Below are 12491 nucleotides of genomic sequence, written 5' to 3' on the forward strand. Positions count from 1 at the left end.
TCAGACCGCCCATAATGTCGCGCATTATACGAGGCCGCGCGTGCCTCTGAACGGGATATTTAGGAGTCTTTCATGGCCGTTGCCCTCAGCACCCTCGTCGAAGAAGCCGACCGTTACCTGGCCAGTGCGAAAATCGCCGATTATTGCCCCAACGGTTTGCAGGTCGAAGGCCGCCCGCAGGTGATGCGTATCGTCAGTGGCGTCACCGCCAGCCAGGCGTTGCTTGATGCCGCCGTCGAAGCCGAGGCCGACCTGATCCTGGTCCATCACGGTTATTTCTGGAAAGGCGAAAACCCCTGCGTCACTGGCATGAAACAGCGCCGCTTGAAGACCTTGCTCAAGCACGACATCAGTCTGCTCGCCTATCACCTGCCGCTGGATCTGCACCCGGACGTCGGCAACAACGTGCAACTGGCGCGTCAGCTCGACATCACTGTCGAAGGTCCGCTGGATCCGAGCAACCCGAAAGTCGTCGGGCTGGTGGGTTCGCTGAATGAGCCAATGACCGCACGGGATTTCGCGCGCAAGGTGCAGGAGGTCATGGGCCGCGAGCCGCTGTTGATCGAAGGCAGCGGCATGATCCGTCGCGTCGGCTGGTGCACCGGTGGTGGCCAGGGTTATATCGATCAGGGCGTGGCGGCGGGTGTCGATCTGTTCATCAGCGGCGAGGCCTCCGAGCAGACTTTCCACAGCGCGCGGGAAAACGACATCAGCTTCATCGCCGCCGGCCATCACGCCACCGAACGCTATGGCGTGCAGGCGCTGGGTGAGTATCTGGCGAAGCGTTTTGCCCTGGAGCACATCTTCATCGATTGCCCGAATCCGATCTGAGGTTAAACATCTCTCCAATGTGGGAGGGGGCTTGCTCCCGAAAACGGTGTGTCATTCGACGATGATTTCGAATGACACAACGCTTTCGGGAGCAAGCCCCCTCCCACAGGAAAAGCAGCTGTTCGGCCGAACTGCCAGGCATATTCATATACCCTTTCGATCTAGTTGGCGTCCTGATTAGAAGAGGTCGCTGTGCTAGGATTCCCCGCTCGAACACGGCCCGCTGGCCGTTCATAAGAAAGCTTTCGTGAGTAGCCATGGTCGACAAACTGACGCATCTGAAACAGCTGGAGGCGGAAAGCATCCACATCATCCGCGAGGTGGCCGCCGAGTTCGACAACCCGGTGATGCTGTACTCCATCGGTAAAGACTCCGCCGTGATGCTGCACCTGGCACGCAAGGCGTTCTTCCCGGGCAAACTGCCGTTTCCGGTGATGCACGTCGACACCCGCTGGAAATTCCAGGAGATGTACAAGTTCCGCGACAAAATGGTCGAAGAACTGGGCCTGGATCTCATCACCCATATCAACCCCGATGGCGTGGCGCAGAACATCAACCCGTTCACCCACGGCAGCGCCAAGCACACCGACATCATGAAAACCGAAGGCCTGAAACAGGCACTCGACAAGCATGGTTTCGACGCAGCCTTCGGCGGCGCCCGTCGCGATGAAGAGAAATCCCGCGCCAAAGAGCGCGTGTACTCGTTCCGCGACAGCAAGCACCGCTGGGACCCGAAAAACCAGCGCCCCGAGCTGTGGAACGTCTACAACGGCAAGGTCAACAAGGGCGAATCCATCCGTGTGTTCCCGTTGTCGAACTGGACCGAGCTGGACATCTGGCAGTACATCTACCTCGAAGGCATCCCGATCGTGCCGCTGTATTTTGCTGCCGAACGCGAAGTGATCGAGAAGAACGGCACGCTGATCATGATCGACGACGAGCGCATCCTCGAGCACCTGTCCGATGAAGACAAAGCGCGCATCGTGAAAAAGAAAGTGCGGTTCCGCACCCTTGGCTGCTACCCGTTGACAGGCGCGGTGGAGTCCGAGGCCGAAAGCCTCACGGACATCATTCAGGAAATGCTCCTGACGCGAACTTCCGAGCGCCAGGGCCGGGTCATCGACCACGATGGCGCAGGCTCGATGGAAGACAAAAAACGTCAAGGTTACTTTTAAGCTTCGAGTTACAAGCGGCAAGCTGCAAGTTAAAGGCGGTATGAGTAGCTTTGCAGTTTGGCGCTTGCAGCCGGTTGCTGCGGGCCGGAATCGGATGACTCGTAATGGATTTCGAGAGACTGGTTGTATGGCAGCGAAGCAAATGTCTGGCGGTGAGGATTTTCAAAGAGTTTGCGCGGTGCGGGGATTTTGGATTCAAGGATCAGATCACCCGTTCTGCACTTTCAGTGCCTTCCAATATCGCTGAAGGCATGGAGCGTCGGAGTTGCAAAGAAAAGGTTCATTTTCTTTGGATTGCGAAAGCTTCTTGTGGAGAGCTGCGCACCCAGATCCTGATAGGCCGAGATATCGCTTACATCGCAGAACCACTGGCTGAAAATTGGATTATGGAGACCCGAGAGCTTTCTAGGATGCTGGTTGGGTTGATCAACAAAATTTCTGACTAGCTGTACGCCGACAAGCTTGCCGCTTGAAGCTTACAGCTTGGAGCTTGAATGCAATGAGCCATGCTTCTGATTTGATCAGCGAGGACATCCTCGCCTACCTGGGCCAGCACGAACGTAAAGAGCTGCTGCGCTTTTTGACCTGCGGTAACGTCGATGACGGCAAGAGCACCCTGATCGGGCGCCTGCTGCACGACTCGAAAATGATCTACGAAGATCACCTCGAGGCGATCACCCGCGATTCGAAAAAATCCGGCACCACCGGTGACGACATCGACCTGGCGTTGCTGGTCGACGGCCTGCAGGCCGAGCGTGAGCAGGGCATCACCATTGATGTGGCTTACCGCTATTTCTCCACCGCCAAGCGCAAATTCATCATCGCCGACACCCCCGGCCATGAGCAGTACACCCGCAACATGGCCACCGGTGCGTCCACCTGTGACCTGGCGATCATTCTGGTCGACGCTCGTTACGGCGTGCAGACCCAGACCCGTCGTCACAGCTTCATCGCTTCGCTGTTGGGAATCAAACACATCGTTGTCGCCATCAACAAGATGGACTTGAAGGACTTCGACGAGGGCGTGTTCGAGTCGATCAAGGCTGACTACCTGAAGTTCGCCGAAGGCTTGAAGATGAAGCCGACCAGCATGCACTTCGTGCCGATGTCTGCCCTCAAGGGCGACAACGTGGTGAACAAGTCCGAGCGCTCGCCGTGGTACACCGGCCAGTCGCTGATGGAAATCCTCGAGACTGTGGAAGTGGCGGGCGATCGCAACTTCACCGATCTGCGTTTCCCGGTGCAGTACGTCAACCGTCCGAACCTGAACTTCCGTGGTTTCGCCGGCACGCTGGCCAGCGGCATCGTGCACAAGGGCGACGAAGTCGTGGTGCTGCCGTCGGGCAAGAGCAGCCGGGTGAAGTCCATCGTCACTTTCGAAGGTGAGCTGGAACACGCAGGTCCAGGCCAGGCCGTAACGCTGACCATGGAAGACGAAATCGACATCTCCCGCGGCGACCTGCTGGTGCATGCCGACAATGTGCCGCCGGTCACCGACAGCTTCGAAGCGATGCTGGTGTGGATGGCTGAAGAGCCGATGCTGCCGGGCAAGAAATACGACATCAAACGCGCCACCAGTTACGTGCCGGGCTCGATTGCCAGTATCGTCAACAAGGTCGATGTGAACACCTTGGAAGAAGGCCCGGCGAGCGCGTTGCAGCTCAACGAAATCGGCAAGGTGAAGATCGCCCTTGACGCGCCGATCGCCCTCGACGGTTACGACAGCAACCGCACCACCGGCGCATTCATCGTCATCGATCGCCTGACCAACGGCACCGTGGGCGCCGGCATGATCGTCGCTCAGCCTGTAACGCATGGCACCGCCACCCACCACGGCAAACTGGCCCACGTGGCGACCGAGGAACGTGCCCAGCGCTTCGGCCAGCAACCGGCTACCGTGCTGTTCAGCGGTCTGTCGGGCGCGGGCAAAAGCACTCTGGCATACGCGGTCGAGCGCAAGCTGTTCGACATGGGCCGCGCGGTGTTTGTGCTCGATGGCCAGAACCTGCGTCACGATCTGAACAAAGGTCTGCCACAGGATCGCGCCGGGCGCACCGAGAACTGGCGTCGTGCTGCGCATGTCGCGCGTCAGTTCAACGAAGCAGGGCTGCTGACCCTGGCCGCGTTCGTTGCGCCAAGTGCCGAAGGGCGCGAGCAGGCCAAGGAACTGATCGGCAAGGATCGCTTGGTGACGGTCTACGTGCAGGCCTCGCCGACCGTGTGCGCCGAACGTGATCCGCAAGGTCTGTACGCCGCTGGCGGCGACAACATCCCGGGCGAATCCTTCCCGTACGACGTGCCGCTGAATGCCGATCTGGTAATCGACACGCAGTCGCTGAGCCTGGAAGAAAGCGTCAAGCAAGTGCTGGAGCTGTTGCGTCAGCGTGGCGCGATCTAAGGCAGAAGCAGCGGCAAGCTTTTAGCTGCAAGCGGAAAGAAAAAGCCCGTCGATGAGTGATCATCGGCGGGCTTTTTATTTCAGAGCGCTGCAATTAAAACTGTGGGAGCGAGCCTGCTCGCGAAAGCTTTATCTCATTCAACATCTTTGCAAGCTGATCCACCGCTTTCGCGAGCAGGCTCGCTCCCACAGGGGGTTATCGGTGACCTGGATATTCGCGGTGCATCTGCTCCAGCAACGCATCCTTGTCCAGCCACAGCTGGTTGATCCAGCCCTGAAACTGCAAGCGGTACTCGCCGTCCTGGTCGTAGTTCTTGCCGATGAAGGCCGGCGGAATTTTGATTTCTTCAAAGTGCACCACCACATCGCGCACATTGCCGCAGAGCAAGTCCCAGAACCCCGGACGCCCGGCCGGGTAATGAATCGTCACGTTGACGATCGACTCCAGCTGTTCGCCCATCGCGTCGAGCACAAAGGCGATCCCGCCGGCCTTGGGCTTGAGCAGGTATTTGAACGGCGATTGCTGCTGCGCATGCTTGCCTTCGGTGAAGCGTGTGCCTTCAACGAAGTTGAAAATTCCCACTGGGTTATGGCGGAATTTCGCACAGGTCTTACGGGTGGTTTCCAGGTCCTTGCCTTTCTTCTCCGGGTGTTTTTCCAGATACGCCTTGGAGTAGCGCTTCATGAACGGAAAGCCCAGCGCCCACCAGGCCAGACCGATTACCGGAACCCAGATCAGCTCCTGCTTGAGGAAGAACTTCAGCGGTTGAATCTTGCGGTTGAGCACGTATTGGAGCACCAGGATATCCACCCAGCTCTGGTGGTTGCTGGTGATCAGGTACGAGTGCTGATAGTCGAGACCTTGCAGGCCGCTGAGGTGCCAGCGGGTACGACGGACAAGATTCATCCAGCCCTTGTTGTTGCTGATCCACGCCTCGTGGGTGTGGCTCATCAGCCAACCGGCAATGCGCTGGGTAAAGGCAAACGGCAGGGCCTTGACGAGCGCCACGCAGAACAGGAACGAGCAGAGCAGAATCGTGTTGAGCGCCAACAGCAGCGAGGCGATCACGCCGCGCACGGGTGCGGGTAGAAAATCCAGCATTTACACATCCATAGGTCGGTTGGCGGCTTGAATCGCGGTGAGCGCGATGGTGTAGACGATGTCATCGACCTGCGCGCCGCGCGGCAGGTCGTTCACCGGTTTGCGCAGGCCTTGCAGCATCGGCCCGAGGCTGACGCAATCGGCGCTGCGTTGTACGGCTTTGTACGTGGTGTTGCCGGTGTTCAGATCGGGGAATACAAACACTGTGGCTCGCCCGGCGACCTGACTGTTCGGCGCCAGTTGCCGGGCGACGTCGGCGTTGGCGGCGGCGTCGTATTGCAGCGGGCCGTCGATCAAGAGCGAGTGCTGTTGTTCGTGGGCGAGCAGGGTGGCTTCGCGGACTTTTTCGACTTCCTCGCCAGTCGCCGATTCGCCGCTGGAATAGCTGATCATCGCCACCCGTGGGTTGATGCCGAATGCGGCCGCCGAGTCGGCGCTTTGCAGGGCGATTTCGGCCAGTTCGGCAGCGCTTGGGTGCGGGTTCATCACGCAGTCGCCGTAGACCAGCACTTCTTCCGGGAACAGCATGAAGAATACCGACGACACCAGCGTGCAGCCTGGCGCGGTCTTGATCAGTTGCAAGGCCGGGCGGATGGTATTGGCGGTGGTATTGATCACACCCGAGACCAAGCCGTCGACCTCGTCCAGCGCAAGCATCATGGTGCCGATCACCACGGTGTCTTCCAGTTGCTGCTCGGCCATTGGTGCATTGAGACTTTTGCTTTTGCGCAGGGCGACCATCGGTTCGACGTAACGCTCACGGATATGGTCCGGGTCGAGAATTTCCAGACCCGGCGGCAGCACGATCCCTTGAGCGCGGGCGACCGCTTCGACGTCTGCAGGTTTGGCCAGCAGCACGCAACGGGCGATCCCGCGCTCCTGGCAGATCGCCGCCGCTTGCACGGTGAACGGCTCGCTGCCTTCAGGCAGGACGATGCGCTTGTTCGCCGCCTGCGCGCGCTGGATCAATTGATAGCGGAACACTGCCGGCGACAGGCGCATCTCTCGAGGCGTGCCGCAGCGCTGATGCAGCCAGTTGGCGTCGAGGTGGCTGGCGACGAAATCGGTGATGATCTCCGCGCGCTCGCGGTCATCGATGGGGATTTCCTTGTTCAGGCCATTGAGCACATTAGCGGTGTCGTACGAGCCGGTGCTTACCGACAACACCGGCAGACCGGCCTGCAACGCGCCTCGGCACAAGTCCATGATGCGCGGGTCGGGCAGGGTGTCGCTGGTCAGCAGCAGGCCCGCCAGCGGCACGCCGTTGATCGCTGCGAGGCTGACGGCGAGGATGATGTCGTCGCGATCGCCCGGCGTCACCACCAGCACACCGGGCTTGAGCAGCTCGACGGTGTTGCGCATGGTCCGTGCGCAAATGATGATGTTGCTCATGCGCCGGGTTTCGTAGTCGCCCGCGTTGAGCACTTGCGCGCCCATCAGGTCGGCGACGTCACGCGTGCGCGGCGCGTTAAGTTCTGGCTGGAACGGGATGCAGCCGAGCAAGCGGAAATCGCCACTGCGCAACAACGGCGAATGCTCCTTCAGACGCGTGGCGAAGGCCTCCATGCTCTCGTCGGTCTTGACCTTGTTGAGGATCACGCCAAGGACTTTCGGATCTTTGGGGCCACCGAACAATTGCGCCTGCAACTCGACTCGACCGGACAATTCGGCGAGCACTTCGTTTTCCGGCGCCGAGACCAGAATCACCTCGGCATCGAGGCTTTTGGCCAAGTGCAGATTGACCCGCGCGGCGTAACTGGCGCTACGGGTCGGCACCATGCCTTCGACCACCAGCACGTCTTTGCCGATGGCCGCTTGCTGATACAAGGCGATGATTTCTTCGAGCAGTTCGTCGAGCTGACCGTCGCCGAGCATGCGCTCGACGTGCGCCAGCCCCAACGGCTGCGGCGGCTTCAGGCCGTGGGTGCGCGCCACCAGTTCGGTGGATCGCTCAGGGCCAGTGTCGCCCGGATGTGGCTGGGCGATCGGTTTGAAGAAGCCGACTTTCAGCCCGGCGCGTTCAAGCGTGCGCACCAGCCCGAGGCTGATGGAGGTCAGACCCACGCCAAAATCGGTGGGGGCGATAAAAAAAGTTTGCATGGGAATTCTCTATGCAAGGGTGTCAGCCTATGTCTGGCCGACTACCGAAATTCAGTCGCCAAGGTTAGCGCTAACCGAGCCTTGTGCACACCAACCGCAGGCAAAGGGTTGACCTGTTTTTTCAATACGTTGCGCCGGATCCAGGACCCAGGCGCGGGTTTGCCACGGCGGCTGATGGCGCAGGTGCTGGGTGTGACCACAGGAAAGCTCGACCACCCAATGGCCGTCTTCGTCCTGATGGAAGCCGGTGATGGTCGAAACCCGTTTGTCCGGGTTGTGGTCGCTTTCACGCGATTGCTTCGCTAAACTTGGCCTTTCTATATTCTTATGCAAAAGGTCTCGCCCCATGCTGATCGCCGCCAATAAGGCTGTCTCCATCGACTATACCCTGACCAACGACGCTGGTGAGGTCATCGACAGCTCCGCCGGCGGCGCTCCGCTGGTTTACCTGCAAGGCGCAGGCAACATCATCCCGGGCCTGGAAAAAGCCCTGGAAGGCAAAGCCGTCGGTGACGAGCTGAAAGTAGCCGTTGAGCCGGAAGATGCTTACGGCGAATACGCCGCCGAGCTGGTCAGCACCCTGAGCCGCAGCATGTTCGAAGGCGTTGACGAGCTGGAAGTCGGCATGCAGTTCCACGCTTCGGCGCCGGACGGCCAGATGCAGATCGTCACCATCCGTGATCTGGACGGCGACGACGTCACCGTTGATGGCAACCACCCTCTGGCCGGTCAGCGCCTGAACTTCGAAGTGAAGATCGTTGATATCCGTGACGCCAGCCAGGAAGAAATCGCTCATGGTCACGTCCATGGCGAAGGTGGCCATCACCACTGATTTTCTGCGCTAAGCTTCGAGTACTGGAGAGGCGCCTGTGGGCGCCTTTTTAGTCCGCGGCTGTCCTTGGTGGCCTCGCCAAGTGGCTGTTTCGAGTAGAACACGAGAATCCTGGAGTTCGGCATGAGTGCTTTTCACGACCTTAAGTTGACAGCCCTGGATGGTCAGGAGCTACCGCTGGCGCCGTTCAAGGGCCAAGTCGTGCTGGTGGTCAACGTGGCCTCCAAATGCGGCTTGACCCCCCAGTACGCGGCACTGGAAAACCTCTACCAGCAATATAAAGAGAAGGGCTTCACCGTGCTGGGCTTGCCTTGCAATCAGTTTGCCGGCCAGGAACCGGGCTCGGAGAAAGAAATCCAGGAGTTTTGCAGCCTCAACTATGGCGTGACCTTTCCGTTGTCGAGCAAGCTCGAAGTCAACGGCCACGAACGGCATCAGTTGTATCGCTTGCTGGCGGGCGAAGGCGCCGAGTTTCCCGGCGACATCACCTGGAACTTCGAAAAGTTTCTGCTCGGCAAGGACGGCCGGGTACTGGCGCGGTTCTCGCCGCGCACGGCGCCGGATGATCCGACAGTGATTGCCGCGATCGAAAAAGCCTTAGCCTGAATCAGAAAATCGCAGCGTTGAGCTGCGATTTTTTTACCTGACTTTTGACCCTTAATCATTCTGATCAATAGTGCTGTCACGGGGATGGCCTGCCGGATATTATCGCCGTCATATCGATCAATGTCCGTCGCCAACGTTTTCGTGGAGCCTCTCGATGCCCGTTCAAGCCCTGTTCAAACCGTTCCACCTCGGTGCCCTCGAACTGCCGACCCGCGTGGTCATGGCGCCAATGACCCGCTCGTTCTCCCCGGGCGGCGTGCCTAATTCCAAAGTCATCGAGTACTACCGTCGCCGTGCGGCCGCTGGGGTTGGCTTGATCATCACCGAAGGCACCACGGTCGGCCATATCGCTGCCAACGGTTATCCGAATGTGCCGCAATTTTTCGGTGACGCGCCGCTGGCCGGCTGGAAAAAAGTTGTCGACGCCGTGCACGCCGAGGGCGGCAAGATCGTCCCGCAACTGTGGCATGTCGGCAGCGTACGTCGCCTCGGCACCGAGCCGGACGCCAGCGTGCCGGGCTACGGTCCGTCGGAGAAACTCAAGGACGGCCAGGTCGTGGTTCATGGCATGACCAAGCAGGACATCCAGGACGTGATTGCCGCGTTCGCCCAAGCTGCCAAAGACGCGCAAGGCATCGGCATGGATGGCGTGGAAATCCACGGCGCTCACGGCTATCTGATCGACCAGTTCTTCTGGGAAGGCAGCAATCAGCGCACCGATGAATACGGTGGCAGCCTGGCCAACCGTTCGCGTTTTGCCATCGAATTGATTAAAGCAGTGCGCGCGGCGGTCGGTGAGGGTTTCCCGATCATCTTCCGCTTCTCGCAATGGAAACAGCAGGATTACACCGCGCGTCTGGTGCAAACCCCCGAAGCGCTGGGCGATTTTCTCAAGCCGCTGTCTGACGCCGGCGTGGACATTTTCCACTGCTCGACCCGCCGCTTCTGGGAGCCGGAATTCGACGGTTCCGACCTGAACCTTGCTGGCTGGACGCGCAAGCTGACCGGCAAGCCGACCATCACCGTCGGCAGCGTCGGCCTGGACGGCGAGTTCCTGCAGTTCATGGTCAACACCGACAAGGTCGCGCAACCGGCCAGCCTGGAGAATCTGCTGGAGCGTCTGAACAAAGAAGAGTTCGACCTGGTAGCAGTGGGCCGCGCGTTGCTGGTCGATCCGGATTGGGCGCAGAAAGTCCGTGACGGGCGTGAACAGGATATTCTGCCGTTTAGTCGTGAGGCGTTGATGACGCTGGTTTAAGCGGCGCCATTTCGAACCATTCGCGAGCAGGCTCACTCCCACCTTCGACCGCATTCCATCTGAAAGAATGCAGTACCCATGTGGGAGCGAGCCTGCTCGCGAAAGCTGTTTCTATGTCGCCGAAAATCTAAGGTTGTGCCTGAGCCCCAGTCACCACCAGCTCCCCCACACAAGCCCCACGCAAATACCCCTCGAACTGCTCGATAATTGCCCCCCAGCCCTGGCGACTGCCATGCTGCCTTGCATTCAGCCGCACGCAGCGCAACCGCTCATCCTCCTCCAGCAACCATGCCGCCGCTTCGCAGAACGCCTGCTCATCGCCGGGCATGGCTGACACGCCGTTGTAGCCGTGGCGAATATGCTGCGCCGCCGCTGCCTGATCATAGGCAACAACGCCGAGTCCCGAAGCCAGGGCTTCCAGCACCACATTGCCGAAGGTCTCGGTGAGGCTGGGAAATACGAACAGATCCCCTGAGGCGTAGTGCGCTGCCAGCGCTTCCCCGCGCTGTGCTCCGCAGAAAATCGCCTCCGGCATCTCTTTTTCCAGCGTTGAACGTTGCGGGCCATCTCCGACCACAATCAGCTTCAGATGGCGCTGTGGATAAGTTTCCCGCAGGGTGTCAAAGCAGCGTTTGAGCAGCCCCAGATTCTTCTCCGGGGCGAGCCTTCCTACGTGGATAACCGCGATATCCGTATCAGAGAGCCCCCATTGCTCACGCAACGCGCTCTGACGTTTGCTCGGATGAAACAACTGGCTGTCCACACCCCGCGACAATAACGCCAGCCGCTCGAAATGCCGCCGCTCCAGCTCCAGGCGCTGACTGACGCTCGGCACTAGAGTCATTGCCGAACGATTGTGAAACCAGCGCAAGTAATGGGTCAGCATCCGCGTCAGCAGGCCGAGGCCGTACTGGCTGGTGTATTGCTGGAAGTTGGTGTGAAAACCGCTCACCACCGCAATCCCCAGGCGCCGTGCCGCACGCAGTGCCGACAACCCGAGCGGCCCTTCCGTGGCGATGTACAGCACATCCGGACGTTGGCGTTTCCAGCGCCGCAGCAGCTTATGCATCGACGATTGGCCCCACTGCAACCCCGGATAGCCCGGCAACGGCCATCCGCGACACAGCAACAGTGCATCGTCTGTGCTGCGTTGCGGATCGCCGGCCTGGCGCGGACGCACCAGCTCCACCTGATGCCCACGTGCGCGCAGACCCTCGCACAAGTGGCCAAGGGTATTGGCCACGCCGTTGATTTCCGGAGGGAAGGTTTCGCTAATGAGGGTGATATGCAGAGCTGTCGTCATGGCCTCAGTGTCGGCTGAGGCCATGTCGACGTTGTGACGTTCGGATGATGGATTTGTGACGCGGTCAGTGTTGAATCACCAGATTCTCGGCACCGCGCTCGCGCACCCAGAACAGCGTAGCCCCGGCCACCGCCGCTGGCATCATCAGGATATTGACCACCGGAATCAGCAGCACCAGATAAACGATCCCGCCAAAACTCATGCTCTGCCAGCGCTTCTGCCGCAACCAGGCGAGCATCTCGTTCCAGCCGAGTTTGTGGTTGTCCGCCGGGTAGTCGATGTACTGGATGGCCATCATCCACACACCGAACAGCAGCCATAACGGCGCGGCGACAATATTCACCACCGGGATGAAGGAGAGGATGAACAGGCCGATGGCGCGCGGCAAGAAGTAGCCGAGCTTGCGCATTTCCCGGGCGAGGGTGCGCGGGATCATCGCGATCAGTTCGCCCCAGCTGAACGCCGGGAAATCATCGGTGCCGCGCACCACCACTTCGACTTTTTCCGCGAGGAAGCCGTTGAACGGTGCGGCAATAATGTTGGCGAGCATGGTGAAGGTGAAAAACACCATCAAGGCCACGAGGACCACGAACAGCGGCCAGAGGATATAGCTTAGGAAACTCAGCCATTCAGGCAACGACGGCATCAGTGTGTCGACCCACAGGCTGAACTGGTGGCCGGCCAGATAGATCAATCCGACGAACAGCACCAGGTTGATCGCCAGCGGCAACAACACGAACAGGCGCAGGCCAGGGCTCAGGACCAATTTGAGGCCTTCGCGCAGGTATTGCGGGCCTGACAGAACAGGGGCGGGCATAAGGTGCTCCGAAGCAAGGGAAAACGCGCCGACGTTACCGGCTTTGCCCCAGCGGCGAAAGCGCGGCAG

12 protein-coding genes are annotated in these 12491 nt (G+C 59.8%); 7 read left to right on the forward strand and 5 right to left on the reverse strand.

Features of this window, described 5'->3' with window-relative positions; all coding sequences use genetic code 11:
• Positions 1 to 72 precede the first annotated feature (72 nt).
• The 4 genes from ACZ0AZ_RS13270 to cysN all read left to right on the forward strand — a co-directional run bounded on the left by ACZ0AZ_RS13270 (position 73) and on the right by cysN (position 4404).
• Positions 73 to 831, forward strand: a complete 759-nt coding sequence (locus ACZ0AZ_RS13270; RefSeq protein WP_039759344.1) for a Nif3-like dinuclear metal center hexameric protein — start codon at positions 73 to 75, stop codon at positions 829 to 831.
• A gap of 257 nt (positions 832 to 1088) precedes the next feature.
• Positions 1089 to 2006, forward strand: coding sequence for a sulfate adenylyltransferase subunit CysD (cysD, locus tag ACZ0AZ_RS13275; protein ID WP_007912374.1), 918 nt, complete (start codon positions 1089 to 1091; stop codon positions 2004 to 2006).
• Positions 2007 to 2110: 104 nt separating this feature from the next.
• Positions 2111 to 2452, forward strand: a complete 342-nt coding sequence (locus ACZ0AZ_RS13280; RefSeq protein ID WP_039759341.1) for a four helix bundle protein — start codon at positions 2111 to 2113, stop codon at positions 2450 to 2452.
• A gap of 53 nt (positions 2453 to 2505) precedes the next feature.
• Entirely contained in the window at positions 2506 to 4404 is a 1899-nt protein-coding gene (gene cysN / locus ACZ0AZ_RS13285; protein ID WP_039759339.1) for a sulfate adenylyltransferase subunit CysN, read from the forward strand.
• 196 nt (positions 4405 to 4600) lie between these two features.
• Here cysN and ACZ0AZ_RS13290 read toward each other — a convergent pair whose 3' ends face one another.
• The 3 genes from ACZ0AZ_RS13290 to ACZ0AZ_RS13300 are packed head-to-tail and all read right to left on the reverse strand — an operon-like array spanning position 4601 to position 7984.
• A complete protein-coding gene (locus tag ACZ0AZ_RS13290) occupies positions 4601 to 5506 on the reverse strand; it encodes an acyltransferase (protein WP_039759338.1) in 906 nt (301 codons plus the stop codon).
• Positions 5507 to 7606 carry a phosphate acetyltransferase gene (gene pta, locus ACZ0AZ_RS13295; RefSeq protein WP_463537524.1) on the reverse strand — a complete coding sequence of 700 codons (2100 nt, stop codon included), beginning with the start codon at positions 7604 to 7606 and terminating at the stop codon, positions 5507 to 5509.
• A 51-nt stretch (positions 7607 to 7657) separates the two neighbouring features.
• Positions 7658 to 7984: a DUF3565 domain-containing protein gene (locus tag ACZ0AZ_RS13300; RefSeq protein ID WP_073473919.1), complete on the reverse strand. Its 327-nt coding sequence runs from the start codon at positions 7982 to 7984 to the stop codon at positions 7658 to 7660.
• On the opposite strand from ACZ0AZ_RS13300, the gene ACZ0AZ_RS13305 reads away from it, so the two are divergent.
• From ACZ0AZ_RS13305 to ACZ0AZ_RS13315, 3 genes are all read left to right on the forward strand, one after another.
• The gene (locus tag ACZ0AZ_RS13305) at positions 7953 to 8438 is read left to right on the forward strand and encodes an FKBP-type peptidyl-prolyl cis-trans isomerase (protein ID WP_016771661.1); all 486 of its coding nucleotides are present in this window, start codon (positions 7953 to 7955) and stop codon (positions 8436 to 8438) included. The genes ACZ0AZ_RS13300 and ACZ0AZ_RS13305 overlap by 32 nt on opposite strands.
• 123 nt (positions 8439 to 8561) lie before the next feature.
• Positions 8562 to 9044, forward strand: coding sequence for a glutathione peroxidase (locus ACZ0AZ_RS13310; protein ID WP_129999917.1), 483 nt, complete (start codon positions 8562 to 8564; stop codon positions 9042 to 9044).
• A 154-nt stretch (positions 9045 to 9198) separates the two neighbouring features.
• Positions 9199 to 10302 (forward strand): NADH:flavin oxidoreductase, encoded by a 1104-nt coding sequence (locus ACZ0AZ_RS13315; RefSeq protein ID WP_463570834.1) that lies wholly within the window; start codon positions 9199 to 9201, stop codon positions 10300 to 10302.
• A 127-nt stretch (positions 10303 to 10429) separates the two neighbouring features.
• On the opposite strand, the gene ACZ0AZ_RS13320 is transcribed toward ACZ0AZ_RS13315, so the two are convergent.
• The gene (locus tag ACZ0AZ_RS13320) at positions 10430 to 11629 is read right to left on the reverse strand and encodes a glycosyltransferase family 4 protein (protein ID WP_463537525.1); all 1200 of its coding nucleotides are present in this window, start codon (positions 11627 to 11629) and stop codon (positions 10430 to 10432) included.
• Between the two features lie 40 nt (positions 11630 to 11669).
• Complete coding sequence (gene cysZ / locus ACZ0AZ_RS13325; protein WP_042607646.1) at positions 11670 to 12422, reverse strand: sulfate transporter CysZ; 753 nt, start codon at positions 12420 to 12422, stop codon at positions 11670 to 11672.
• Positions 12423 to 12491: the final 69 nt, after the last annotated feature.

The sequence above is a fragment of the Pseudomonas sp. AC239 genome (assembly GCF_979258545.1).